Source organism: Marinobacter sp. DSM 26671 (genome assembly GCF_900112835.1).
Taxonomy (GTDB): domain Bacteria; phylum Pseudomonadota; class Gammaproteobacteria; order Pseudomonadales; family Oleiphilaceae; genus Marinobacter; species Marinobacter flavimaris.
Genome location: NZ_FONF01000013.1, coordinates 108757 through 131895 on the forward strand (window position 1 = coordinate 108757; position 23139 = coordinate 131895).

General features: G+C 54.8%; 24 protein-coding genes, 1 tRNA gene and 3 pseudogenes. 11 read left to right on the forward strand and 17 right to left on the reverse strand.

Annotated features, from left to right (window positions below; genetic code table 11):
- Nucleotides 1-8: 8 nt before the first annotated feature.
- The 3 genes from BM035_RS14915 to BM035_RS14925 form a co-directional block, all read right to left on the reverse strand.
- Complete coding sequence (locus tag BM035_RS14915) at nt 9-641, reverse strand: CBS domain-containing protein (RefSeq protein ID WP_092032896.1); 633 nt, start codon at nt 639-641, stop codon at nt 9-11.
- A gap of 73 nt (nt 642-714) precedes the next feature.
- A complete protein-coding gene (gene mnmC, locus BM035_RS14920) occupies nt 715-2598 on the reverse strand; it encodes a bifunctional tRNA (5-methylaminomethyl-2-thiouridine)(34)-methyltransferase MnmD/FAD-dependent 5-carboxymethylaminomethyl-2-thiouridine(34) oxidoreductase MnmC (protein WP_092032899.1) in 1884 nt (627 codons plus the stop codon).
- A 4-nt stretch (nt 2599-2602) separates the two neighbouring features.
- Nucleotides 2603-3214, reverse strand: a complete 612-nt coding sequence (locus tag BM035_RS14925; RefSeq protein ID WP_441295080.1) for a peptidylprolyl isomerase — start codon at nt 3212-3214, stop codon at nt 2603-2605.
- 227 nt (nt 3215-3441) lie between these two features.
- Between BM035_RS14925 and BM035_RS14930 the strand changes: the two genes are divergently transcribed.
- A complete protein-coding gene (locus tag BM035_RS14930) occupies nt 3442-4191 on the forward strand; it encodes a hypothetical protein (RefSeq protein WP_053115040.1) in 750 nt (249 codons plus the stop codon).
- Nucleotides 4192-4229: 38 nt separating this feature from the next.
- Here BM035_RS14930 and BM035_RS14935 read toward each other — a convergent pair whose 3' ends face one another.
- From BM035_RS14935 to flgA, 3 genes are all read right to left on the reverse strand, one after another.
- A complete protein-coding gene (locus BM035_RS14935; protein WP_008174427.1) occupies nt 4230-4700 on the reverse strand; it encodes a flagella synthesis protein FlgN in 471 nt (156 codons plus the stop codon).
- A gap of 7 nt (nt 4701-4707) precedes the next feature.
- Entirely contained in the window at nt 4708-5034 is a 327-nt protein-coding gene (gene flgM, locus BM035_RS14940; protein ID WP_008174429.1) for a flagellar biosynthesis anti-sigma factor FlgM, read from the reverse strand.
- A 173-nt stretch (nt 5035-5207) separates the two neighbouring features.
- Nucleotides 5208-5909: a flagellar basal body P-ring formation chaperone FlgA gene (flgA, locus tag BM035_RS14945; protein WP_008174432.1), complete on the reverse strand. Its 702-nt coding sequence runs from the start codon at nt 5907-5909 to the stop codon at nt 5208-5210.
- A 188-nt stretch (nt 5910-6097) separates the two neighbouring features.
- On the opposite strand from flgA, the gene BM035_RS14950 reads away from it, so the two are divergent.
- The 6 genes from BM035_RS14950 (at nt 6098) to BM035_RS14975 (ending at nt 11106) form a co-directional block, all read left to right on the forward strand.
- The gene (locus BM035_RS14950) at nt 6098-7027 is read left to right on the forward strand and encodes a chemotaxis protein CheV (RefSeq protein WP_008174434.1); all 930 of its coding nucleotides are present in this window, start codon (nt 6098-6100) and stop codon (nt 7025-7027) included.
- 37 nt (nt 7028-7064) lie between these two features.
- The gene (locus BM035_RS14955; protein WP_008174436.1) at nt 7065-7892 is read left to right on the forward strand and encodes a CheR family methyltransferase; all 828 of its coding nucleotides are present in this window, start codon (nt 7065-7067) and stop codon (nt 7890-7892) included.
- A gap of 3 nt (nt 7893-7895) precedes the next feature.
- On the forward strand, nt 7896-9092 hold the full coding sequence (locus tag BM035_RS14960) for an MFS transporter (protein ID WP_062784485.1): 1197 nt from the start codon (nt 7896-7898) through the stop codon (nt 9090-9092).
- Nucleotides 9092-9709 (forward strand): flavin reductase family protein, encoded by a 618-nt coding sequence (locus BM035_RS14965; protein WP_092032901.1) that lies wholly within the window; start codon nt 9092-9094, stop codon nt 9707-9709. The genes BM035_RS14960 and BM035_RS14965 overlap by 1 nt, the downstream gene beginning before the upstream one ends.
- A 20-nt stretch (nt 9710-9729) precedes the next feature.
- A complete protein-coding gene (locus BM035_RS14970; protein ID WP_014576947.1) occupies nt 9730-10629 on the forward strand; it encodes a LysR family transcriptional regulator in 900 nt (299 codons plus the stop codon).
- Nucleotides 10630-10740: 111 nt separating this feature from the next.
- Nucleotides 10741-11106: a DUF7352 domain-containing protein gene (locus BM035_RS14975; protein WP_014576948.1), complete on the forward strand. Its 366-nt coding sequence runs from the start codon at nt 10741-10743 to the stop codon at nt 11104-11106.
- Between the two features lie 28 nt (nt 11107-11134).
- Here the strand turns inward: BM035_RS14975 and BM035_RS14980 are convergent, their stop codons facing one another.
- Nucleotides 11135-11794 (reverse strand): cupin domain-containing protein, encoded by a 660-nt coding sequence (locus BM035_RS14980; RefSeq protein WP_008174444.1) that lies wholly within the window; start codon nt 11792-11794, stop codon nt 11135-11137.
- 66 nt (nt 11795-11860) lie between these two features.
- Nucleotides 11861-12391 (reverse strand): isochorismatase family protein, encoded by a 531-nt coding sequence (locus BM035_RS14985; protein WP_008174446.1) that lies wholly within the window; start codon nt 12389-12391, stop codon nt 11861-11863.
- A gap of 205 nt (nt 12392-12596) precedes the next feature.
- Between BM035_RS14985 and BM035_RS14990 the strand changes: the two genes are divergently transcribed.
- Nucleotides 12597-12687, forward strand: a tRNA-Ser gene (locus BM035_RS14990).
- Between the two features lie 77 nt (nt 12688-12764).
- On the opposite strand, the gene BM035_RS14995 is transcribed toward BM035_RS14990, so the two are convergent.
- On the reverse strand, nt 12765-13367 hold the full coding sequence (locus BM035_RS14995; protein ID WP_008174448.1) for a DUF938 domain-containing protein: 603 nt from the start codon (nt 13365-13367) through the stop codon (nt 12765-12767).
- A gap of 28 nt (nt 13368-13395) precedes the next feature.
- Here BM035_RS14995 and BM035_RS15000 point away from each other — a divergent pair, with 28 nt between their 5' ends.
- Nucleotides 13396-13989, forward strand: a complete 594-nt coding sequence (locus BM035_RS15000) for a GNAT family N-acetyltransferase (RefSeq protein WP_008174450.1) — start codon at nt 13396-13398, stop codon at nt 13987-13989.
- On the opposite strand, the gene BM035_RS15005 is transcribed toward BM035_RS15000, so the two are convergent.
- Nucleotides 13986-14261, reverse strand: coding sequence for an acylphosphatase (locus BM035_RS15005; protein WP_008174451.1), 276 nt, complete (start codon nt 14259-14261; stop codon nt 13986-13988). The two genes, BM035_RS15000 and BM035_RS15005, sit on opposite strands and share 4 nt — an antisense overlap.
- A gap of 85 nt (nt 14262-14346) precedes the next feature.
- On the opposite strand from BM035_RS15005, the gene BM035_RS15010 reads away from it, so the two are divergent.
- The gene (locus BM035_RS15010) at nt 14347-15060 is read left to right on the forward strand and encodes a fructosamine kinase family protein (protein WP_092032904.1); all 714 of its coding nucleotides are present in this window, start codon (nt 14347-14349) and stop codon (nt 15058-15060) included.
- Between the two features lie 431 nt (nt 15061-15491).
- On the opposite strand, the gene BM035_RS15015 is transcribed toward BM035_RS15010, so the two are convergent.
- The 6 genes and pseudogenes from BM035_RS15015 to BM035_RS15050 form a co-directional block, all read right to left on the reverse strand.
- The gene (locus BM035_RS15015) at nt 15492-17165 is read right to left on the reverse strand and encodes an ATP-dependent nuclease (protein WP_092032907.1); all 1674 of its coding nucleotides are present in this window, start codon (nt 17163-17165) and stop codon (nt 15492-15494) included.
- A gap of 98 nt (nt 17166-17263) precedes the next feature.
- Nucleotides 17264-17923 (reverse strand): hypothetical protein, encoded by a 660-nt coding sequence (locus BM035_RS15020; RefSeq protein WP_139216053.1) that lies wholly within the window; start codon nt 17921-17923, stop codon nt 17264-17266.
- Between the two features lie 1073 nt (nt 17924-18996).
- Nucleotides 18997-19326: pseudogene (locus BM035_RS15030) on the reverse strand (cytochrome c biogenesis CcdA family protein); the annotation flags it as partial.
- Between the two features lie 53 nt (nt 19327-19379).
- Nucleotides 19380-19856, reverse strand: a complete 477-nt coding sequence (locus tag BM035_RS15035; protein WP_011784881.1) for a hypothetical protein — start codon at nt 19854-19856, stop codon at nt 19380-19382.
- Between the two features lie 49 nt (nt 19857-19905).
- The gene (locus BM035_RS15040; RefSeq protein ID WP_011784882.1) at nt 19906-20361 is read right to left on the reverse strand and encodes a c-type cytochrome; all 456 of its coding nucleotides are present in this window, start codon (nt 20359-20361) and stop codon (nt 19906-19908) included.
- An 880-nt stretch (nt 20362-21241) separates the two neighbouring features.
- Nucleotides 21242-22000 (reverse strand): annotated as a pseudogene (locus BM035_RS15050) (IS256 family transposase); the annotation flags it as partial.
- Nucleotides 22001-22190: 190 nt separating this feature from the next.
- Between BM035_RS15050 and BM035_RS15055 the strand changes: the two are divergent.
- On the forward strand, nt 22191-22940 hold the full coding sequence (locus BM035_RS15055) for a TVP38/TMEM64 family protein (protein WP_092032909.1): 750 nt from the start codon (nt 22191-22193) through the stop codon (nt 22938-22940).
- A 33-nt stretch (nt 22941-22973) separates the two neighbouring features.
- Here the strand turns inward: BM035_RS15055 and BM035_RS22370 are convergent.
- Nucleotides 22974-23139: pseudogene (locus tag BM035_RS22370) on the reverse strand (mercury(II) reductase); the annotation flags it as partial.

The following is a 23139-nucleotide window of genomic DNA, read 5'->3' on the forward strand; positions in this document are numbered from 1 at the left end:
CGTGGGGGCTACACCGTTCCCTGATGGCGGCCTGAGCTGGCGTAGAGTCGCAGGTAGTCCGTGCTGGTCACAATTCCGGAGGCGGCGCCTTTCGCATCTACCACCAGGGCTGCATTGAGCTGGTGGGCCAGCATAAGTCTGGCAAGCTGGTGGGCATCGGTTTCGGGTGAGGCTGTCAGGAAGGCGGGCAACTCGATGTGAACCAGGCTCTGGCTCATGGCATCGGCTTCATTCTCGTGAAGCCAGCCCAGGAGCCAACGCAGGTCGACAAGGCCGGCAACGTTGTTGTCCGCCATGATCACAAGGTGGTGCACCTGGTGCTCGTCCATGACGGTTAAAGCCTCAGAAATCGTTGCAGACGCCGGAACGGAATACAGGGTTTGAGACGAGATGCTGGATACCGGCAGATACGGGCGGTCTTCACGGCGCTCGCCAGCGGCCGCCGCGCCGTATTCCTCCAGTGCTTTGTAGCGACCGGCATTGGCGGCCTGCTGGAACTCGGCGTCCGTTGCCTCACTTCGGCCAGGATTGATGCTCTGGGTTTCTGCCAGCTCTGTAACATCACCCACGGGCCTTGCCCGGAATGTTTCCGGTAGCCTGGTTCCGATCGGGCGGCCGGGCTCGCTGACATAAATGGACATGGGTTCTCTCCGTGACTATGCCACTATTTCAGTGGTTATCGGCAGTCTGACCGGAAACTTCAGCTGGAGTTTATTACGAAACCACCACATTCGTCTGATAGAGGCGTCGCGTTTCAAGGCGTTTGGCCAGGTTCGCGGGAAGGCAGGGAGGTTGTCCGGTAAGCAAGTCACCTAGATATTCGGCCAGGAGCGGTGCGTAGGTTAGTCCTTTGCTGCCCAGGCCAGTAAGCAGGTAAAGGCTATCGAGATCGCCGGTCTCGCCGTCGAAAACGGGTCCGGCCACCGGCTGGTAGTCATGGGTGGTGCATCGGAAGGCAACCCGGCCATTCAGTTCCTCGCCGCGAAGCGCATTGCTTTCATTGGAAAACACCGCAGGCAGCATCGAGCCGAGTTCGTCGATGTTCTCGTTATGACTTTCCACCGTGGGCGATGGGTTGTTATCGCGTAGATCGAAGGTTGCGCCGGTTACGGCAAACTCGCCCAGTGCAGGGTTCAGGTACCGGTTCCCACAGATAACGGCCGTTGGGCCTCTGAGAGCTGTGGCTGGCAGGTGGCTAACCTGGCCACGAATGGCTTTCAGCCGGAAACGACCCTTTGTCGGGATAAGCTCCGGGCTGAGATGGCCCGAGCAGATGACCACCCGGTCAGCGGTGATCGATCTGTTGTTTTCCGTCGAAATGCTCCATGTTCCGGCCGAACGCCGAAGATTGTTGACCTCGCTATGGAACAGTGTGGATATCAGCGGGTGGTTCGCCAGTTCCTTGCAAAGGTGTGCGGGTTCGAGCCAGCCACTGCCGGGGAACCAGAGCCCGCCCGATTCCGTTGGCACGCCTGTCAGGGCGCTGGCCTGTTCCCGGGTCACCGGGTAAAAGATACTCCGGGGGTAGTCGTTCCTTTGGAGAAACCTCCGCTGCCGGTCCGCTTCCTGGGGATTGTGGGCCAGCTGTAGCAGGCCGGTCGGATGCCAGTGCTGGTCGCGCCAGTTGTGGTAGAAGCGCTGTGCGAACGTGAGGGATGTGAGCGCCAGCTCGGTCTGGTCGTTGAACTCTACGCCCAGCTTCACATACAGGGCGCCCTGGGCGTTGCCGGAGGCCGCTGTACCCGGGCCATGGGCGTCGATCAGTGTTACCGGGTAGCCCCGGTCTGCCAGGTTTCTTGCCAGTGCGCAGCCGGCAACACCTGCGCCAATGATTGCGATCGATTCCTGTTGTTCGGTGGGTGCCGGGTTCTCCGAGACAAGAACGCCTTTCAGCATATCCCGTTTGCGACCGTATCCGACGGTTTTTTCCATCCGGAATCCGGCCTCCATCAAGGCCCGACGAATCCGGCCAACGGAGGTAAAGGTCGCCAGAGTTGTGCCCGGCCTGCTGTGTGCACGGATCTTGTTGATGATGTTTTCCAGCCACATATCCGGGTTGCGGGACGGAGCGAACCCGTCCAGAAACCAGGCGTCGGCTTGAAAATCCAGGGATTGCCAGGCGTCGGTAATGTCGCCGAAAAACAGCGTCAGTCGAACCTGCCCCCCGGCCAGGACCAGCCTGTGTACCCCGCGCACCAGGGGTGGGTAATGCAGAAGCAGTTCGTCGGCCAGCGCCGCCAGTTCGGGCCACTTTGCCAGGGCCCGGGCGAGGTCCTCATGGGTGAGGGGGAAACGTTCAACGGAAACGAAGTGCAGCGTCGCCGCATGGGCCGGAGCGTGTCGCTGCCAGGCTTGCCAGGCAGCGAGAAAGTTCAGGCCGGTTCCAAAGCCGTTTTCGGCAATAACGAAATTGCCGCCCTCGGGAATCTGTGCGAAACGTTCGGGCAACTGGTTGTGTTGCAGGAAAACGTAGCGTGTTTCCTCGAGACCATTGTCAGGGCTGAAATAGACATCGCCGAACCGGATGGACTCCGGGACGCCGTCGTGCCAAGCCAGTTCAGCGGGCTCTATTCCGGGCGGCAGGGGAGCACGGTCCACGGTGTCAGCCTTCGGGGTCGACCACGGTGACGGTTTCGATGATCACAGGTTCAACCGGCACATCGGCCATCCCCTGTTTCCGGGTGGTCTGTTTGCGGGCAATGGCATCGACAACGCCCATGCCCTCGGTCACCTTGCCAAAAACCGCATAACCCGGGCCGCGAACTCCGGCGTTCAGGAACCCGTTGTCGGAAAGGTTGATAAAGAACTGGGACGTGGCGGAATCAGGCGCACTGGTGCGAGCCATCGCAATGGTTCCACGAAGGTTCAGCAGTGTTTCTTTCGCTTCATTGCGGATAGGGGCCCGAGTGGACTTGCGGGAGAGATCCCGGGTGAAACCGCCGCCCTGAATCATGAACCCGGGTATAACACGATGGAAGATGGTGCCGTCGAAAAAACCGTCTTCGGCGTACTGCAGGAAATTGTCGACCGTTTCGGGCGCAACATCCGGGCGAAGCTGAAGCTCGATAGCGCCTTCACTGGTCACCATGCGGACCTTCGGAAGAGGATCACTGGCCAGTTGCTCATTGGTTTGCGCCTGCACCGCGGCAGTCGGCATGAGCAGGGCGAGTGCCATAAGCAATACGGGTGTCACAGTTTTCAGGGGTTTTACCATGTTTGTCATTTGCAGCCGTTCTCCGTGTTATTAGCAGGTGTGTTTCCTGCGACAATTCGGCGAATTCTGTTATCAGGTGCCAGATCTTACCAGATGGTGATGGTAAAACGGGCACTGCATCCACGCACATTGTTGTGTGATCGGCTAACCTTCCCGATATCGGAAGTCATGGATCACACTGGCCGGGCCGGGTTGTACGGTTTTCACTGTTTAAAAGGAGACACTGGGTGAGAATCCGTCAGGGATTTGAAGAGAAATCACGCCTCGGGCGATTGCTTATCAATCGTGGGTATCTGTCTGAGGGGCAGGTTAACGAAGGCCTCAGGCTTCAGCGCGAATCGGGACAGCGCCTGGGTGAGGTATTTATCCAGGCGGGCTGGATCAGCGAGAAGGAGCTGCACCGTGTCCTCAAGCACCAGTCCCGCTATCGCAACGCTGCCGCCCTGGTAACAGCGGTCACGCTGCCATTCCAGCCCCTGGTAACCTTTGCGGCCAGCAATTCGGCCGAGGCGTCACAGGCAATACTGGAAGCCGGCGAACTTTATGACAGAGGCAATCTTGCCCCCATGAGCGAAGCCGAGCTGGCGGCGATTTCCGGTCAGGGCGATCCGACCTTGCTGCAGCGCATTGGTATTGTCAGCAAGATGGCGGAGAACCCCGCAGGAAATGGGGAGCAGGGCTCCGAGGCATCCGCAGATGTTATTGAAGGTCTCAAGCTTTCCGCCAATATCTTCGTGCCGGTTCTGAACTTCCTGGATTCAGATCTCAGCATTTCCGGTGTGCATTATCGTGAAGGGGAGCCACGTTATCGGGTAAGAGAAGATGGCGCCCTGATGCTGGCGTTCCCTGAGCGCATCGAGGAAATTCGGATGGACAATATACGGGTTACGGGAGGCCAGGGAGCTTCAATGGGCAACGTGAGCATTCACGACATCCGGTTTCATCCCGACTCCCAGATGACCATCTACACCCGATGAAGTGGAAAGCATGGCTCGGCAGAGCCATGCGTCCGGGCTCAGGCGCTGGCGAGCACCGTGCTGCTTGATACCGTGGTCTGCTGACCCTGTGCACCGTACAGCTTTTGCTGGCCGGTGGCGCCGCGGAAAATATCTGTGAGCCTCGACAAACGCTTTTGCAAGTGGCTGATTACGCGACCGTTGGTCTGGTTCAGCGTCTGACAGGTTCGCAGCTTCTGGTCCGCTTCCTGCCAGAGTTCGAAGAGATCCGAGAATCCGGCGCTGCGAATAAAGCGGGAAGGCTCGCCACTTTCGGGGCGATATCCCATTTGTACGAGCGTTCGGATTTTCTGTTTGGCGCGTTCGCGGACTGCACCGAGGAGATCGTTCTTCTCTCTGGTCAGGGCGTCCAGCTGGCGGAGGTCGGAATTCGCAAGGCAGGTCTTTTCCTTGCCGAGAACGTCAGCCAGTGTTTCAAGCTGGCTGATATCCTGGGAAAGAAGGGTCTTCAAATCATCAATTGCGGCCATGGTCTACTCACCCGAAAATGCTTTCATCCATCTCAAGCATTTTCTGGGCCAGCTTCTCGGCGTCAATCTTGTACGTGCCATTTTCGAGGGCGGAACGGATCTGCTCGATGCGGTCGTCATCCATTTCCGGATAATCGCCCAGCTTTTGTTCGAGCTGCTTCAGATTCTTTGCCTGATTGCTCAGGCTGACGTTCTCACCACGGGCCCCCTGGGCCTGTGTCTTCGCCTGTTCGTTGGATGCCGGCTGGGTATTCTGTGCGCCGGAGCTTTTGTCGGCCGTGGTTCTCTGGGTGTTGACCTGGCCGGGGCCAATTCCATTTAAGTCAACTGACATATCTGTACCTGCTTGCCTGTCGCGCCACGAATGCGGCGCTTACTCGAGTTTATGTCTTCTTAACGGCGGCGCCGCGAAAACCTTTAGTACTTTTAGCACTTTTTTTCATCTGCTTTTACGACCGGTTTTGCGGCATTCACTTGCCGCTCCGGCAAGCCTCTGCCGCACGCGGCTCACATCGGAATCTCCACGTGGCCCGGCGCGACAACGCTGGCTCTTATCGTGCGCGATGAGCGCAGATTCTCAACCAGAACCTGTTCGCCAACGCTGGCGCTTGCCAGGGCTTTGCCCCGGGAACGTACTGAAAATCCACCGGTTTTGGCGGTGATGATAACATGATCGCCTCGTTCGACCGCATTCGGGGCCGAAAGCATGTCTGGTGTAACGAGCGATCCGGCATTCACTGCGCGCCGCACTTCCATGCCAATCGCCTGCTTCGAGTCGGTAATCACGCCCCGTCTGGATGAATTGATTTCAACAGACTGCTTCGCAAGCAGCCCTTCGGTTATTCGCTCTCCACGTGTGAGTGGCCTCGCTGCCACCAGGGCTGGCCCATGGATAGAGACTGAAGCGGTAACAAACATTCGCCATGGGCGGGTTCCTTCGCAGGCTACCTGCAACGACGGGCTGGTGCTTTTCCATGGATCCCCGCTGAACTCTACACTCAAAGGCTTTTCGCACTCGGCGAGAGCGAGGCGGCTGTCGATGGAACCGGGTTCGAAGGAAACGGTGTAGCCATGCTCGGCCTGTTCAGACGCAAAGCTGTCCAGAAACGCCAGGGTTGCTTTCTGAATCTGTTCAGCCGTCGTTCCAGCAAGGAGCGGCGTGCTCAGGCCAGACATTAGCAGTAGTAGGGCGAAATTCGTGATGCGCATACGTATCAGTTTGTCCTATGCTGTCAACAACAGGGCAGAAAAGCCCGAATCAGGCTAAGGATTCGGTAAAAGTGGCCGTTAAATGGGCTGACCCACCCCTGATATGACGGGTTTCCGTCGATCAGGCTATTATTCAGTGAACAGCAAGATATATGCCGTTGTAATTCCGGCAAGCCAGGAGAATCGAAATGGCAGGGGTTTTGGACAGTGTCAACCAGCGCACTCAGATGGTCGGAAAGAACCGCCTAGAGCTGCTTCTTTTCCGTCTCAGGGGGCGCCAGATCTACGGGATCAACGTGTTCAAGGTGAAAGAGGTGCTGCAGTGTCCGAAGCTGTTCTCCCTGCCCAACAGCCGGCCGGTTGTTCGAGGCGTAGCCCATAGCCGGGGTGAGACTATCCCCATTATCGATCTGAGCATGGCAATCGGTCTGCCCGGTATCCCGCAAGAAGAGCTCTCCACCAGTTTCGTCATCATCACTGAATACAATCGCAAAACGCAGGGTTTCCTGGTGAGCGGCGTCGAGCGAATCATGAACATGAACTGGGAAGAAATCCTGCCTCCACCCAAAGGGGCCGGCAAGGATGTCTATCTTACCGCTGTCACGAAAATTGATGATAAGCTTATCGAAATCATTGATGTAGAGAAGATTCTTTCAGAAGTTTCTCCGCTTGGGGAGGACGTAACCGAAGCCGTTCTGAGTAAGAGCGCGGATAGGGTACCGGGGCATCTGCCCGTGCTGGTGGTCGATGATTCATCCGTGGCCCGGCGCCAGATACAGCGGTGTCTCACCGCAATTGGCATGGAAGTGGTGCTGAAAAACGACGGCAAGCAGGCTATTGAACATCTGAAGGAAATCACTGCGGATGGTTCCCGGGCCAAGGATCACTTCTCCCTGATCATCTCGGACGTGGAGATGCCTGAAATGGATGGCTACACCCTCGTCACCAAGGTGAAAGAGGACCCGGCGCTTTCGGATATGTTTGTTATGCTTCACACCTCACTCAGCGGTGTGTTCAACCAGGCCATGGTAAAGAAGGTCGGGGCCGACGACTTTATGGCAAAGTTCAGTCCGGACGAGCTGGCAGAGCGGGTGATGGAAATCATCGACCAGGGTTGATGGAGCCGCTCAAAGATTCACTCAGAACAGAGACCCAATGAAAGCGGAAATAACGCCACAGGAATATGAAGCCTTCAAATCGTTCCTGCAGGATGCCTGTGGGATTTTACTGGGCGATAATAAACAGTACCTGGTCAAAAGCCGGTTGCGCAGGATTCTTGAAGAGAACAGCCTGAATACCCTGGGTGAACTGCTCGAGCGCCTTAAGCGCCCCGGGCGGGGCGGTCTGAAAGAGACTGTCATCGATGCGATGACAACCAATGAAACCCTGTGGTTCCGTGACAATCACCCTTTCCGGATTCTTCAGGAGAAACTGCTTCCCGAATTCGCAGAGCGCAACTCGATGCAGCCTTTGCGTATCTGGTCTGCGGCCTGCTCAACCGGCCAGGAGCCGTATTCGATTGCCATGATCGTCGAGGAGTTTCGGCGGGCGAGGCCCGGGAAGCTGCGGGATGTAAAGATCACCGCGACGGATATCTCCAAAAGCGTTCTTGATGTGGCTCGCAAGGGCGAGTATGAAATGCTTGCCATTGGTCGGGGGCTCTCGCCAGAGCGCCAGAAGCAGTTTTTCACGCCGTCCCTGAACGGTGGCTGGCAGATCAAACCCCAGATCAAGAGCATGGTGGAGTTCAAGGAGTTGAACCTGCTTGAGCGTTATATGCTGGGCAAGTTCGATATTGTGATGTGCCGGAACGTTCTGATCTATTTTTCGGCGGACCTGAAAAAGGACATTCTCACCCGGATGCACGCCACCCTGAACCCGGGCGGCTACCTGGTTCTTGGTGCCTCGGAATCGCTCAACGGCTTGCCCCATCTCTATGAGATGGTTCAGTGCCACCCCGGAATCATCTACAGGAAAAAATAATCCATGCCCCTCAATGTCTGGGTCCTGGTTGCCGCTCAGGCGCTGGCCATGTGCACAGCGCCTTTTATCGTTTTTATAGGCAGCATTCAGGGCAGAATGCTTGCCCCTGCGCCCGAGTACGCAACACTTCCGGTCGGTCTGGTGGTCGTAGGCACCGTTCTGGCTATCAAACCGGCAACCTGGTTAATGGAGCGCATCGGGCGCAAGCGCGTGATGCTGCTGGGTGCCATCATGGGCATTGTTGCAGGTCTTATTGGAGGCCTGGCGTCCTGGACTGGTCTGTTTTCCCTTCTTTGTCTTGCCGCCGTGGTCGGTGGTACGGGGCTTGCGGTGGTTCACCAATATCGGTTTGCGGCCATGGAATCCGTGGCGCCGGGTATGGCGGGTTCTGCTGCCGCTCGCGTGTTGCTGGGTGGGCTGGTGGCAGCCTGGCTCGGGCCGGAAGTTGCGGGCTTGGGCAGCGGCGCGGCGGAGCAATACCCGTTTCTGGTCAGCTGGATCGCGCTGGCGGCCGTCCAGGGTGCGGCTTTGTTGATTCTTGCTATCGGTTACCGGGCAGGGGCCGAGCGCGTCCAGGAATCCAGGCCGGGAGGAGGGCGCCCCCTACGGGAGATTATGGCTAACCCTTTAATATGGGCTGCCATGAGTGCCGCGGCCATTGGCTATGCGGTGATGAGTTTCATCATGACGGCGACGCCGCTGAGCATGACCGAAATGGCCGGCCACGACCTCGACGATGCCAAGCGGGTGATCCAGCTCCACATAATGGCCATGTATCTTCCGTCGCTGATCAGCGGTTGGCTGACACGCGTGGTAGGCATTCCCCTGATGATGGCAGCGGGCCTGCTGGCCTACCTGGGCTGTATTGCCCTTGCCGCGAGTGGTGTCAGCTTCCACCACTATCTGTCAGCGCTGTTGTTGCTCGGCGTTGGCTGGAATTTCCTGTTCGTTGGTGGCACAACGCTGCTGCCCCGGGGGTATCGGGATGCCGAACGCTTCCGCGTCCAGGGCCTGAACGACATAATGGTTTTTGGCTCCCAGGCGACCGCGGCGCTGTCTGCCGGCGCAATTCTGAGCTGGCTGGGCTGGGGCGGTCTGGTCATGGTTGCCGTACCCTTCCTGATACTTCACGGGCTATTGATGACTTTGTGGCTGTTGCGCGAACGAACGCCCGAAGCTGCAGTTAACGGGAGAGAGTGATGCTTATAGATTTCGAGGGTATGGATCCGAAGGATGCCTACCACATCCTTACCCAGACAGTGATTCCGAGGCCAGTTGCCTGGGTGCTGAGTGAAAATCCGGATGGGGACTACAATCTGGCGCCATTCTCGTTCTTTACGCCGATCACCAGCAATCCCCCGTTGCTGATGATTTCCGTTGGTAAAAAACCGGCGGAGGGCGTGTCGAAAGACACCCGGGTAAACATTGAAGCGAGAAAGAATTTTGTCGTTCATATCGCTCATCGGGAACTCGCCGCGGCGGTCACAGAATCCTCGCGAACCTTGCCCCATGGCGAATCCGAACTGAAAAATCTTGATCTGGAGCTGGTGGATTTCGAAGGCTCGAATCTGCCTCGGCTGAAGGACTGCCACGTGGCTTTTGCCTGCGAGCTCTACGACATCAAGGAAATCGGTGCCGGGCCTCAGTCACTGGTATTCGGAAAAGTCACCCGGGTATGGGTATCTGATGATGCAGCCCGTTACGATGACAAGAATCGCCTGACCTTCAATGGCGCTGCGATTGATCCGATCGGCCGTCTCGGGGGAAGCGAATACGTCACCTTCGGTGAAATCCTCAAAATTCCGCGGCCATCCTGAACCGGGGGCAGGGCAAAGGAATGGAACAGCTTAACCTCCGCCATCTCTACTATTTCTGGGTGATCAGCCGGGAAGGTTCGATCGCCCGAGCCAGTGAAGTCCTGGAACTGGCGCCGCAGACCCTCAGTGGCCAGCTTGCGACGTTTGAAGCCTCAGTGGGTGGGCGCCTGTTCTCCCGGGAAAGGCGCAAGCTGATCCTCACAGACTACGGCCGGCTGATCCTCGGCTACGCCGACGACATATTCGCCCTGACCGGTGAGCTTGCCGAAACCCTGCGGCTTGATCCTTCCGAGCGCCCGCTGACCCTGCGAGCCGGCGTCTCCGCTTCCATTCACAAACTGATTGCCTACTACCTGCTGCAGCCGGCGATGGCGGGCGAGCGGTCCATCCAGCTTGAATGCCAGACCGGGCGCACCGAAGATCTCGTGCTTAGCCTGAAACGCAAGGAGCTGGATCTGGTTCTGACCGACCGGGTGCCACGGTTGCAGGAGGACGGCAATCTCACGGTACATCCTCTGGCGGGATCCAGCATGAGCCTGTTCGCCGCACCAGAGTTGGCAAGAAAGCTCAAAAAGGGTTTTCCCGAATCCCTGAATGGCCAACCGTTGCTGGCCAACGCCACGGATGCACCCTATTTCGAGCGACTAATGAACTGGTTTTCCCTGAATGGGGTTCGCATGAAACTTGTCGCCCGGGTAGATGACAGCGCCCTGATCAAGGTATTTGGCAGCCAGGGCTATGGCGTGTTCGCTGCTCCAACCTCAATCCGCGAGGAGGTCTGCCGCCAGTATGAGGTAGAGCAGATTGCCTCAATTGAAGACGTCATGGATGAATTGTTCGCCATCACCCGTGGCCGAAAAACCGCCCATGAGGGCGTCCGTGCCATAGTCGATGCCCACACGGGCGATCGTGACGCCTGATTTGCATCGAAAAGAACGATCTTAAAAGCTCACAAAAGCTTATTTTATCGAACTCTGCTCCTGTCCATTATGGAGTTGTGAAAGGCAGCAACCCGAAGAGGAGCAGTAGCTATGAAGACCATCCACAAATTCCGTCTGGAACCGGGCAAAGAGCCGACCACGCTCACGCTCAAAGAGGGTTACAGGGTGGTGCGCAGCGAATACATCGTGCCCCATAAGGCCGTCTACCTCTGGGTGGAGCAGCCCCTGAACGTAACCACACCAACCCTTGAGCGGCAGTTCCGAGTCGCTTATTCGGGAGAACCAGTGCCTGACAGCTTCGAATACCTCGATACCGCACTGGATCCATTTGGCCCTGAGGCGTACCACGTGTTTGCAATACCTGCCGGTGAAGAAGAGCTCTTCAATACGGCATCTGACGGTGCAAGCAACGACGCGTTCAGCAGGCAGAACTGGCAACACACAGCGATCTCTTGACCACTTCAGGGCCCTTCGGGGCCCTTTTTTATGGCGTCTCGATCGGCAGGTGGCCGGTTTTTACCCAGATGATTGTTTCCTTGTCCACGAACGGGTGATGCTGGCTCAGGTGGGGGCTCCGAATCCAGGTGCCCGCCGGGTATCGACCATGTTCATCGCAGAACTCTCCGGACAGCACGAATATCTCCTCGCCGCCAAAGTGCCGATGGGGTTGGAAAACCTCGTTTGCCGGCCACTTCACCAGGGCCACATGCTCGTGCTCGAATTCGTGCAGCGGCATCACCTCAAGCCCGCCCATACCGGCCCGCCACGGCGCAGTGCGCGTATCGATGCGCACTGTGGATCCATCGCGTTCGTCGAACTGATGCAGCTTGACGAGCAGCGTGCAGCCTTCCTTGCTGAAAGGGGCGTGTCCACTGCCTGGCGGGTTCCGCAGATAAGTGCCGGCCGGGTAATCGCCGGTCTCGTCGGAAAACACCCCATCCAGAACGAGGATCTCTTCGCCCAGGGGGTGCTCATGCCGGTTGAAGGAGGCACCAGGCTCGTACCGGACCACACTGGTCGCATGACCACGCTCTGCTTCCTCGCGGGCAAGAGGCTTTCTCAGAACACCACCGGCAGGGCTGGGCACCCAATCCTGCTCTTCGGTGCGGATGATGACTTTTTTGGAAAAGTCCATGTTGAGCATTGCGAACCTCAAAACCACCTGAAAATGAAGTGACTAGTTACGTGGGCGCCAGCCTTCCGGATGCCTCTATTTGATCAGGGCCTGAATGTTCCGGAACTGCGGATGTTTGCAATGACGCATCCATTCAAACGCCACCATCTCAAGCGTTACGATCCTGGCACCGCTCTCGTTCAGGCGGTCCAGGGCTACGTCCCGGTCAAACTCGTTGCGTGAGCCGGTAGCATCGGCCACCACCCACACCTTGTAACCAGCATCAAGCAGGCTCAAGGCGGTCTGCATCATACACACATGGGTCTCGCAACCACCTATTACAATGTGCTGCCGACCCTCCGGCAACTGGTCAACGAGCCCATCGGGGCAGGCATCAAAATGGTGCTTGGCCAGGGTCTGGTTACAGAGTTCCCGGACCGCTTCAACGTTATGCCCCAGCTTGTCCGGCAACTGCTCGGTACCCAGCACCGGAACCTCCATGAGCCCGGCGATGGTGGCGAGAACGATGCAACGGTCCACCACCTCGTCGCCATGGCTAATGGCGGGCATCAGCTTTTCCTGGACATCAATGAGCAACAGCGTCGATTGCTCGGCTTTCATAAGCATGAATAGTCTCTCCCCACAAACTGGATGATTATACTCGGCGTTGTACTAACGATAGTCCTGAATCTGCTCAACCGGTAAAGAGAAAACCCGTCTCGCCCGAATTTTTTTGACGATTTTCCCCGGGGGAGTTGCCAAGCGCCCGTAAAACCATTAAAGTTTGCGCCCTCAAATGAGCGACGACGTTGCTGATTTGAAACAGTTTATTGGAGAGGTGGCCGAGTGGCTGAAGGCGCACGCCTGGAAAGTGTGTAAACGTTAATAGCGTTTCGAGGGTTCGAATCCCTCCCTCTCCGCCAATACAAAACCCCAGCAGAAATGCTGGGGTTTTTTATTGGCCGATTGGCAGGGTAGAAAGAACCCTCCCGGGTTCGAGCTAGGATTTTCTCCAAACCAACAACCGATTATTAGCCGGCATCCCGAAATCCTTTTCAAGCTTCAGCCCGGTTGCTTCACCCAGAGCCTCGAGATCCTCCATATCCCTAATTCCCATATGCGGCGCCTGTGTTCTCAGCGACAGGTCGAATCGTACATTGTTTTCACTGGTGTGCCGACCGCCATAGCTGAAAGGCCCATAGAGGCAGAAGATCGCGCCCTTGGGTAGGGCCTCCGCCAGGCCGCGAAACATTGCCTGCACTTCTTTCCAGGCCATGATATGCGCCGTATTGGCGGAGAACGCGCCGTCGATGGCGGGCAGCCTGGACCAATCTCCGTTCAATACCTCCAGGGCAATGGGCGGGTTGATATTCGTAAGGTGGGCGTCGTCGATCCACGCCCGGGAAAGCTGGGCGTTCTGAGGGTGATCGGTCGGCTGCCAAACCACGTGGGGTAAGTGAGCGGCAAAGTGAACGGCGTGCTGGCCAGTGCCCGTGCCGATTTCCAGAATGGTGCCCGGCTGTTTGAAAAGCTCGACAAGTTTTTCCAGAATCGGCGCTTTGTTATTCTCGCAGGCTTGAGAAAACGGCTTGTCTTTTTGCATGCTCCGACCTTTCGACAGGGGGTAGTTTATGGCGGTTTCAATACGCCGGCTCAGCGGTGACCAAATAAAAACATACCTGGATGATCTCGCGCGCCTGAGGATCGAGGTGTTTCGCCATTTTCCCTACCTGTACGACGGTGATATGGACTACGAGCGCAAGTACCTCGATACCTACGCCCGCTCGCCAGAGAGTCTCTTCGTGCTGGCCCTGGATGGCGAATCGGTTATTGGCGCCGCCACGGGCATCCCGATGGACCACGAAACGGACGAGTTCAAAGGGCCGTTCATCGAGCAGGGTTATGAGCCAGACAAGATCTTCTATTTCGGTGAGTCGGTGCTGCTGCCGAATTACCGGGGGCAGGGCATCGGAGTGGCCTTCTTCGACCACCGGGAAGGCCATGCCCGGGAACAGGGCCGTTTCACGCACTGCTGTTTCTGCGCGGTCGAGCGGCCTCAAGATCATCCGCTCAGACCTGCCGATTACCAGCCGCTGGACCCATTCTGGCACAACCGCGGCTACCGAAAGGTACCGGAGCTGACCACCACCTATGCATGGAAAGATGTGGATCAGGCGGCGGAAACCGCCAAGCCCATGACGTTCTGGCTGAGGCGTATTGCCTAACGAACGCTGAAGTTGCTGAATTCCCCGGTTGGCGATTCCGGCGCAATATCCACCGCATCCACACGCGCATCCGGTGGGCCTTCGGCGCACCAGGTTCTGAGTTCGTCCAGGCGTTCCTCCGGGCCTTCGGCCACAATCTCAACTCGTCCATCGGGCAGATTGCGAGCGAACCCCGTCAAACCCAGGGAAGAGGCCTTCTGTTCCGTGGAGGCGCGATAGTAGACCCCCTGTACGCGGCCGGATATCAGAAGTTGCCAGCGTTTGGTATCCATGGTTTGCTCCCGCTCGTTCTGTCGTGTCAGGCTTTATTTCAATCTACCGGTTCGGGCACGACCACTTCAAGGAGAGAGAACGCCGATGGCCTCCACCCACCTGAAACACAATGCAACTGGTTATGCCGATGCCCTGGTCTGCGAGGCGGAGGGATTGGAGAGCCTTGCAGGCGCGCTTGATGAGGCCGGGGTGACCGACGTCGGTGTGCCGCACGTTTATCGGGTGAACGAAACCGAACTCGAAATCACCGCCATCCGGTCTTCAGGTGGCTCAGATCGGGCGCGGGAGGTGCTGGGTGAAGGGCTGGCCAGAATGCATGCCCTGCGGCAGGAGGCGTACGGCTGGGGCAGGGACAATTACATTGGCCTGGCACCGCAACCCAATCGCTGGTGCGACAACTGGGGTGAGTTTTTTGTCCACGACCGCCTTGGCTACCAGATCTCATGTATTCGTGACGCCAGCCAGAGGACTCGCTTCGAACAGGTATTGGACCAGCACGGGGGCTTGCTGATGGACTGGCTGAACGCCCACTGTGAGCACCCGAGCCTGCTCCATGGTGATCTCTGGAATGGTAACGTGCTCTATGGCACTGACCGCCCCTGGCTGATTGATCCGGCCGTCTACTGCGGTGATCGTGAAGCGGATATCGCCATGACACAGATGTTTGGTGGTTTCGGCGAAGCATTCTACCGGGCCTACGACGCGTGTTACCCAAGAACATCGGTTTATGGCATCAAGCGTGAGGTCTACAACCTCTACAGGAACTTATACGCCCCTAAATTTTGTATGTTTTGGTGAGTGAGTGAGTGATTGGCGCCTATATGTTAGGCTTTATGACTCCAAGCCTAGATACAAAAACTATAGATACAAATTTTCTTTGCCTCAAGCAATCGACTGATTCCAATTGTGATCTAAATTACGTACAAATATTGGCAATGTCATCGAAGTGGGGTTAGAAATTGACACAATGTTTTGGCTGTTAATGATGTTAAGCGGACACTCGCGTCTTCAAGTGCTGTCTGTCCCTTATCGTCTGAACAAGCAGACACTGTCAAATTTTGTTATGGAAACAATAACTTGGCCGCTTCCCATGCCTAGTAAAAGCTTAGGTCGCAACGCGGACATTCGGGTAAGGCGGTCAATGCCACTGCAATGGCCTCCGTTTGAGGCTAGGGTTTGTAATGTGTATCTGGGCAAGTCCACGTCCGACAACAGCCACTTGTTAGGTTTCAAAGCCCGAATCTCGATGGTTCATTTACCCAATTTGAGACACTACGCATGAATTGCCATACGTCGTTTTCAGAGGGTTTTATATAACCAGGGGATTCAGGATTTTCCCCCATTTTTTCGAAAGCATCCATTATCCAACTTGGACCGTGACGATTTTTTTCAATTTCAAGCGTAGGTAACCATTGCTCTAATGCTCCCCTTGGTACAACAAAGATTCCATATTCCTTTAGATTGTTAAGAAGGGAAGTCAATGTGCCTCTATGCTCTACAGGTATATCATCGATTCCTTGCTTATTAGAATTTACCCCATTATCTTCTAGGAGTCTGTTGACACTACCCCTTAGAACTCCCCAACTTTCTATAAGCGCTTGAGGTACGTTGCAAGATTTACAAAGCTCTTTGAATTCATGGCTCTTTTTAATGATGTCCAAATCGACAATCGCAGCAGACGGTATTCCCATTTTTCTTAATGGAGAAACAATTCTTCCAATTGTTTGTTTGTTTTGTGCATTGATGAATAAACTATCTACAGAACCATCATGAGTAAAATAATTTAATCGCTCATTTATTTCTTGATAAAAAGCTCTATCAGCATCAGACTCAGACACGATTACACTTTCATGAAACATGGCACTTAACACACCAGTTGAGCGTAGGAGTGGATTTCGCATCATTTCATAGATTGTTTCTGAAGATAGAGTTCGAGCTGTTGGCACACCTTTATTATAGGTTAGCCGTGTAATATTTACATTCTGGCCAGCCTGGATACAGCCCATAACGAAGTCAGAACTATGAGTGGAAACAAAAACTTTACTGCCTTTTTCTTTGGTGAGAATGCTAAGTGTTTTCCCGAGTTTTCTGGCGAGAGGAGGATGAAGAAAGGCTTCCGGCTCATCAATCAATAGAACTTTATAATCTTGGCTTAGTGTTGCGGAAACTAAACCTGTGAAAGCTTTGACGCCATCACTCATTTCAGAAATATCTGTAGCATTACTATGAAAACTTCGGGACTCTTCATTAAGCCCTTGCTCTATCATAAGGCTAGGCTCTACATCAGACATTTTTATTCTAAGTGATGTCATTCCTGTAGGGTCAATTACGAAATATTTACCAAGCGCCTCATGTGTAATCATTCTGATGGCTTTCCTGGCATCATCATCCTGAAATAGAGCCATGAGTTGATTTCTTGGGTTTTTTGTTAGATCACCTGAGGGCTTTGGTTCAGTAAGAGTAAATCTTGTTTTTCCATCTAATCTAATTGTGTACAAAGAAAGAAAATTCTCTGCAAAATAAGAAAAATTTTGATTTTTACCTTCAATAAAGTTGAAGATTTCTTGAAGACTAACCTGCTTTATATGATTATTATCGCTGTTGAATAAATCTATTTTTTGGGTAAAAATATGATCATCGAAATGTCTATGACCTTCAGGCTTTTCAGTTTCTTTCGACTGAAGTAGCTCAGTAATTTCTTCTTTAGAGAGCCGCTTTGTTCTGAACTCATCAATTATTTTTCTATTTGGCTCTGGGTTGTTGCATAATTGTTCAATTTCTTTAAGTAGCAAGCTTTTACCAGAATTGTTCGGTCCCACAAAAATGTTTATGGGAGTAGCTTCTAGGCAAAGATTGTTGGAACCAGGCTTCTCGCCAAATAAAAATTTAATGCTTTCAATCATGAGTTTCACTCAATCCTATATTCTGAAACCTAATATCGGGCGAAGCCGCCGGTTGGAGCGGCAGCGCAAACCGGCGGCTTGAGCCACTGGTTAAAATTTTACCGAGCTACGCTAGCTGAAATCTTCTCAGCCAATTCATCGAATATTGCGTTTACTTCTTTGTGTAAATAATCGTAGAATGCCTCTTGATCTTCAATTAACTGATCGATCCTGGATTCTGAAAGGTTTGGAATATACTTCTCCCTAGTATTTGCTGCTGCAAAACTTTGGCACTTTCGTTCCATGTCAATAGCTACGTTTTCGATATGACACTCAAGCTCATTAGAAATCCAGATTTTCTGGTAATCAAAGATTCGCCGAAAGTGCTCTATAGTCCGAATAAATGCTCTCGCATCTTCGTCAGTTTTGCTAAACCCTAAATTCTTTGCTGCTTCCCGCAGGCTTAGTATTGCTTCATATATTTCACAAACTGCGCTGATACTTTTTTGGTGATAAGCGCTGAGCTTTATTTGATAATCAACCAAGTCTTTTTCTAGCGATTTTTTTATATTTTCGGTCTCTGTTGTGAGAACCGATTGCTGTTGCAAAACTTTATTGAAATTATTATTAATCTCTCGCAGCTCTCCAGACTTCTTAGCCCTTGAGAATAAGTAGATCAAGGATAGCGCGATTAAAAAACAGAGCGCATTGATCATCAAAAGATCAAGCTTCGCCGCAGTCAACTCCTCAACTATCAGCTTTAATCCCTCGTAGTCCAATGCAACCTCCATAGATTTTAACAGTGATTAGGCTAAGCCTTTCATCATTTCAGAATTTTGACCGCGTCATTATTTCTGACTTTGAATCATTAATCGCGCTGCAAATAGATGAAAGAAAATAGCTTAGCCGAGCATGGCAATCTCTGCCACGTAATCATCTAGCGTCTGCAATTTACTCCGCCAATCATACTAGATGAAATGGCTGTGTTTAGCTTTGAGGCCCTGACCGAATGTCCGTTTTCTGTCTAGCTGAGGTCCGTGAGTGGTCTTGGTATGAAAGCGCTCTTCGGTGGTGCCATCAAACCGCCCCAGCGCGGTCGTGTGCGGTTCTGACGCTGAAAGTAATTTGACAGTAAGTTTTGCCCTCAACTCTTTCCACGACCCGAACGGACTCCAGCATCACCTCATTATGTGCCAGCTGCAGTGATTACCGTCGCTTGTGACGACCCTATTATGGTTGTGCGGCGAAAGGGATTGAAAAAAGAGAAGTGGACACGAGGCCTCTCCCTGGCACGTCACACCACTGGGCAGGTGTCGCGTTTGCCTGGCATCCCTGCCGGTGGTGAGCCCCGATCCGCCTGATCAAATGACTCGGAAACATCATCTGTATTTCAAACGCCGGTCGTAAGTCGATATCGCTGCAAACCGGTTGGGAAATTTCCTACATCTGCCGTCGCAAATATCGGTATCCAAGCAGTGCCTGCGTGAAACGGAGCCTAAAGTTTTAATGGTCGGTGACGCTGGAGAGGGGAAAGATTTATGGTTGCTGACCGAGTTCGTTTGGTATGGCAACCTTGGGGCCCAAAAGAAAGGGAGAGGTTTACAGTCACCCTATGTCCATTCCACACCACCAGGATTTCGCTGCCTTTCTAAACAAAAGCGAACGTTCTAGATCCTCCACTGCGAACCGGTTTTTAATTCAGTCCTGAAGAACAATGAGCCGCTTCAATGGTTCGGCAATGCAAAGCCATTAGTTAACGAAATAGCGGCCCCATTTGTTCATGAAACCTGTTTATACGCAGTATTTGAGCATGAAGCCATGGACCGTTCCCTGTAGTTTGGCTGTAGGAAGCTCAACCAAGCCTTCCGAGAACCGGAAACGTCGACAACATCCACGACGCAAAGAGTGTCATCCGACCGGTGAGCACCATTACTCCCATTACAACGAGCACCAAGCCAGCAAGCGCTCTCAGCAGTCTACTCCAGCGACTGAGCCAGCGTACTCGTTGCCGAAAGTGTTCAATAAACAGGGCGGTTCCGAGAAAAGGAAGAGCCAACCCCAACGAATACGCCGCCAGATACAGCATGCCCGCCTCAGCATTGGCATGCGTGGAGCTGAGCGCCAATATGGCCCCGAGTATGGGGCCTATACAGGGTGTCCAGCCGATGGCAAACGCGGCGCCAATTCCCCAGGTTGCAAGATCAGGAATTTAGTCCCCTAAGTTTTGTAAGTCCGTTAAACTGCCCAGAAATCAAATTTGATACCTTCACTGGAAGGGTCGTTGTCGATGATAACCCTCGACCGCCATAGCATCTTGCCGGTACCGCACTCCGGCAGGGTAATGGTTCCCTGGTAAACACCCTGGGCATTCGGTAGCAGCTGGGTGCGGACCACGCCCATGTACATTTCAAGCCCTTCGAAATCCACGATCAGGGAGTCTGCTGTCATGTTATCGAGACGCACACGAATGGGAATCTCTGTCATCGATTCGATGGCTTCATTACCTAAGCCGACTGTGATGGTTTGATCGCCCTTTCGCCCGATACACTGACCTTCAAAAGGTGCGCATCCCTCGGTGGCGTAAAAAGTGACACCGGCATCCAGATCAGGCTTCAGGTACTGCGGCAACACGAAAATTGCAGCGACCACCAGACTGAAACCGGCTATACCGAATAACCATGACCATTTATTGAAGTGCTGCTTCAACGACATTTTCGAGTTACCGAGATTTAAAGGAGTGTTGTCTGGTATCCGTGAGAAGTCAGGAGGGGCTCTCGGCCTGGTTAATGTCCTGACTTTCGTTCTGTTGATAGCGGCGCTGGTCGTCTGTCCATAGTGTTCTCAGGTACTCGATCACCCACTGAATTTCCTCGTCGGTGAGGGTGTCCTCAAATGCTGGCATAGCCAGCCGATCTGTTTTGTTGAAGGGATGCCGCCATCCCTCGGCAATCATCCTGAACAGCATGGCATCACTGTGGCGCCAGGTGTGGCCGGTCTCATCGTGTGGTGGCGGGGGCATTTCGCCTTTCTCATCCGGTTTGTTCCAGTTGGCCGCACCTTCACCCTGCCATCCGTGGCAGGCGGCGCAGTATTGCTCGTAGATCTGGCGACCCTTGGCCACTTCGGTCGGCAAGCTGTCGCTGTTTGGTGGCGCGCCACCGGCCATCAGAAGGGCCGGGGCAACGAGCAAGACCAGCGGGACAAACCACTTATTCATGAACCGGCACCCATTCGCCAGAGGCGTTCCGCGAAAGCAGGTCTCCGTTTTCCGTGCCCACCACGAGTCCTTCCTTGGGTGAGAATGTCAGAGCGGTGATTGCCTGGGGTATTTCAAGGCCAACCCAGGTTTCGCCGCCGTCAGAACTGTGGTGAAGTTGCCCCTCGATTACGGCGTAGACGTTCTCCGGGGCCGAAGGATCGTAATCAATGGCCGTCACCGCCCCTCGCAATTCGCCGGCATCGCCCCAGAAGCAAAAACAGTCCATGGAACGGGCCACACCACGGGTGGTGCCCGCGAACAGCCAGCCACTTTCCATGCTGCCGGGCATATCCGAGTGCAGGAACGCCTGCACCGGCTCCCGGGGTCCACCGTCAACCTTCACCCATTCGCCACCGCCGTCCCTGGATCGGAACATGCCACCTTCACCAAGATAGGCGTAGAGCGTTTCCGGTTGGGTGGCGTGGGCGGCAATGGCGGTGATTCCGAGATCCGGCAGGGTGTCATTGAGGGAATGCCAGCGCTCGCTAGCATACTCATAGCGCCAGATGCCAAGGCCTGGCCCTGCCAGGTACAGGCGTTCGTCCGCGCCCTTTGCCATGGAACGGGGTTGAGCGCCGGAATCGGACGGTGGCAGCGGGATGTCGGCGGCAGTCTTATCATCAAGAACAAGCAGGCCGCTATCCCGAAGCACCAGCAGGGCGCCGGAGGAGTCAGTCGCCAGCGCTTTCACTGCTTGGGCATCATTCGCAGACTCGGCTTGAACCAGGGCCGGCATGACGGCAACCAACGCGAACAGGAAAAGCCTGGAAACGCCAGAATTCAGGCGGTAAACCATCGTTTTCATGGGGCTGACCTCAGTAATCCTTGTGTTCACGGAAAACACCTTGCTCAGGGCCTTCCAGAAGCCCAGTGCGCCGTCGCCAACAGCTAGCTTGGGCGAAGGCTCCAGGCCTCTTTCCCGTATGTCCGTGAGCAGCTCTCGCCAGCTGGCTTCGGACTCCCGGTGGCCGTCCTCGACCGCAACCAGCTCCTTGTGGCCGTGCTCGGTCACGCCAATGATCACCAGCAGGCAGAGCCGGTCATCCAGGCGGACGTTGCTGTACACGCCGTCCGCCCACCAGTAGACGTAACGCTTCTGGCTCAGGTCTCGTCGCTGCCAGTCCTTGTGCTCATCAAGCCACTTCGCCTTGAGCCGAGACACTGTGTTGGCCGACAGGCCATTGGCTTGTTCACCAACCAGCGCACTCAGGGCCTCCTGGAAATCACCGGAGGAAACACCTCGCAGGTAGAGCCAGGGAATCAGTTCCTCCAGGCTCCGGGCGCGCTTCAGGTAGGGTGGCAGCAGGTGGCTGTTGAAGCGAATGCCAGAGCCACTGCGGTCCCGGACCTTGGGAACCTGGACTTCTACGTCGCTGACGCCTGTCTGAACAGCGCGTTTGGGAAGGTGCCCATTGCGCACCACAGCACGGCGGCCATCCGGCGTCTTGACGTCCGCGTACTGCTTCAACAGGCTCTCCAGCTCCGTCTCAACGGCCTGTGCGATCAGATCCCGGGCACCCTGCCGGATCAACTCGTGCAACGGGTCGTTGCTGGCTACCTCTGGTTGTGAAAGAGCATGCAGGTTAGACTTGGGCATGGCGTATCATTCCTCTGTTGGTTGTGATCTTGGCGGAGATCAACCAACAGGATACGCCACCCCTTCAGCCTGCTTCCATACACCAGAAATCACCATAACTCGGTACTTGGCGTCGCAGCCCTCGGCAAGTACCTGTTTTCGAAAAACAGGGACGATTCTGGACGCGCGAGTAAGAACGCCAGAGGAGATTATGACTACCACCCTGAAGCATGAATTTCATCGGGTACCCATGGCAAGTATGGGAGTTAGACCGAACGCAAAAGCAAAAATAGTCGGGGTTATGCTCTTGCTGGCTGCACTGGCTGCGATCTATTGGGTCATGCTGGAGACCGGAGCATTGACCACCGTGACCAACAAGGCGGCCTTGTCGGAATGGATTGACCAACTGGGGTATTGGGGGCCGGTGGGTATCATTGGCCTGATGATCACGGCCATTGTCCTGAGCCCGATCCCCAGCGCCCCGATCGCCATGGTTGCCGGTGCGGCCTATGGATCGCTATGGGGAACAGTCATCGTGGTTATCGGTGCTGAGGCCGGCGCACTGATCGCTTTCGCCATTGCTCGATCCTTGGGGTACGACGTTATCCATCGCTGGAAGCGACTACGTCCGGTATTGAATTGGCTGGGCAAGGACCGCTCCCAGGGCGGGTTGATGCTTGTCATTTTTGCGTCGCGATTGGTGCCCTTTATCTCCTTCGATGCCGTCAGCTATGCAGCCGGCCTGACACCGATCGCGTTCTGGCGATTCGTGGTCGCAACTCTGGCTGGTGTTATTCCGACAGCGTATTTGATCACAGCGTTTGGTGGCTTGCTCATGGCATCTGAGTCCGGGGTGGTGACCGGGCTTCTGATCCTGGTCAGTGGCATTACCCTGTTACCGATTGTTGCCAAGCTGCTCATGGCTCGCCTAAGGCACCAGAAAGCGTCCGAACTTGCATGATAGAGGTTGGGTTGAAGGCGCCTTGGCAAATACTCATCCCGCACAGCAGGACAGCTGTTTCACGTCTTTGGTGAAGGTTTGCGCGCAGAGCTTGAGGCCTTCCACCATGGTCAGATAAGGAAACAGTTCATCGCCGATGTCCTGCACGGTCATCCGTGACCGAAGTGCAATGACTGCCGTCTGGATCAGTTCACCGGCT

What these genes read in the sequence shown, in the direction of transcription:
- BM035_RS15035 (WP_011784881.1), bottom strand. Translation starts at nt 19,856, where the DNA reads ATGTCGTTGAAGCAGCACTTCAATAAATGGTCATGGTTATTCGGTATA.
- BM035_RS14985 (WP_008174446.1), bottom strand. Translation starts at nt 12,391, where the DNA reads ATGCTTATGAAAGCCGAGCAATCGACGCTGTTGCTCATTGATGTCCAG.
- flgA (WP_008174432.1), bottom strand. Translation starts at nt 5,909, where the DNA reads ATGCGCATCACGAATTTCGCCCTACTACTGCTAATGTCTGGCCTGAGC.
- BM035_RS15055 (WP_092032909.1), top strand. Translation starts at nt 22,191, where the DNA reads ATGACTACCACCCTGAAGCATGAATTTCATCGGGTACCCATGGCAAGT.
- BM035_RS14960 (WP_062784485.1), top strand. Translation starts at nt 7,896, where the DNA reads ATGCCCCTCAATGTCTGGGTCCTGGTTGCCGCTCAGGCGCTGGCCATG.
- BM035_RS14915 (WP_092032896.1), bottom strand. Translation starts at nt 641, where the DNA reads ATGTCCATTTATGTCAGCGAGCCCGGCCGCCCGATCGGAACCAGGCTA.
- BM035_RS14980 (WP_008174444.1), bottom strand. Translation starts at nt 11,794, where the DNA reads ATGCTCAACATGGACTTTTCCAAAAAAGTCATCATCCGCACCGAAGAG.
- BM035_RS14925 (WP_441295080.1), bottom strand. Translation starts at nt 3,214, where the DNA reads ATGGTAAAACCCCTGAAAACTGTGACACCCGTATTGCTTATGGCACTC.
- BM035_RS15005 (WP_008174451.1), bottom strand. Translation starts at nt 14,261, where the DNA reads ATGGATACCAAACGCTGGCAACTTCTGATATCCGGCCGCGTACAGGGG.
- BM035_RS15000 (WP_008174450.1), top strand. Translation starts at nt 13,396, where the DNA reads ATGGCGGTTTCAATACGCCGGCTCAGCGGTGACCAAATAAAAACATAC.
- BM035_RS14935 (WP_008174427.1), bottom strand. Translation starts at nt 4,700, where the DNA reads ATGGCCGCAATTGATGATTTGAAGACCCTTCTTTCCCAGGATATCAGC.
- BM035_RS15010 (WP_092032904.1), top strand. Translation starts at nt 14,347, where the DNA reads ATGGCCTCCACCCACCTGAAACACAATGCAACTGGTTATGCCGATGCC.
- BM035_RS14965 (WP_092032901.1), top strand. Translation starts at nt 9,092, where the DNA reads ATGCTTATAGATTTCGAGGGTATGGATCCGAAGGATGCCTACCACATC.
- BM035_RS14950 (WP_008174434.1), top strand. Translation starts at nt 6,098, where the DNA reads ATGGCAGGGGTTTTGGACAGTGTCAACCAGCGCACTCAGATGGTCGGA.
- BM035_RS14955 (WP_008174436.1), top strand. Translation starts at nt 7,065, where the DNA reads ATGAAAGCGGAAATAACGCCACAGGAATATGAAGCCTTCAAATCGTTC.
- BM035_RS14970 (WP_014576947.1), top strand. Translation starts at nt 9,730, where the DNA reads ATGGAACAGCTTAACCTCCGCCATCTCTACTATTTCTGGGTGATCAGC.
- BM035_RS14995 (WP_008174448.1), bottom strand. Translation starts at nt 13,367, where the DNA reads ATGCAAAAAGACAAGCCGTTTTCTCAAGCCTGCGAGAATAACAAAGCG.
- BM035_RS14975 (WP_014576948.1), top strand. Translation starts at nt 10,741, where the DNA reads ATGAAGACCATCCACAAATTCCGTCTGGAACCGGGCAAAGAGCCGACC.
- BM035_RS15015 (WP_092032907.1), bottom strand. Translation starts at nt 17,165, where the DNA reads ATGATTGAAAGCATTAAATTTTTATTTGGCGAGAAGCCTGGTTCCAAC.
- BM035_RS15040 (WP_011784882.1), bottom strand. Translation starts at nt 20,361, where the DNA reads ATGAATAAGTGGTTTGTCCCGCTGGTCTTGCTCGTTGCCCCGGCCCTT.
- flgM (WP_008174429.1), bottom strand. Translation starts at nt 5,034, where the DNA reads ATGTCAGTTGACTTAAATGGAATTGGCCCCGGCCAGGTCAACACCCAG.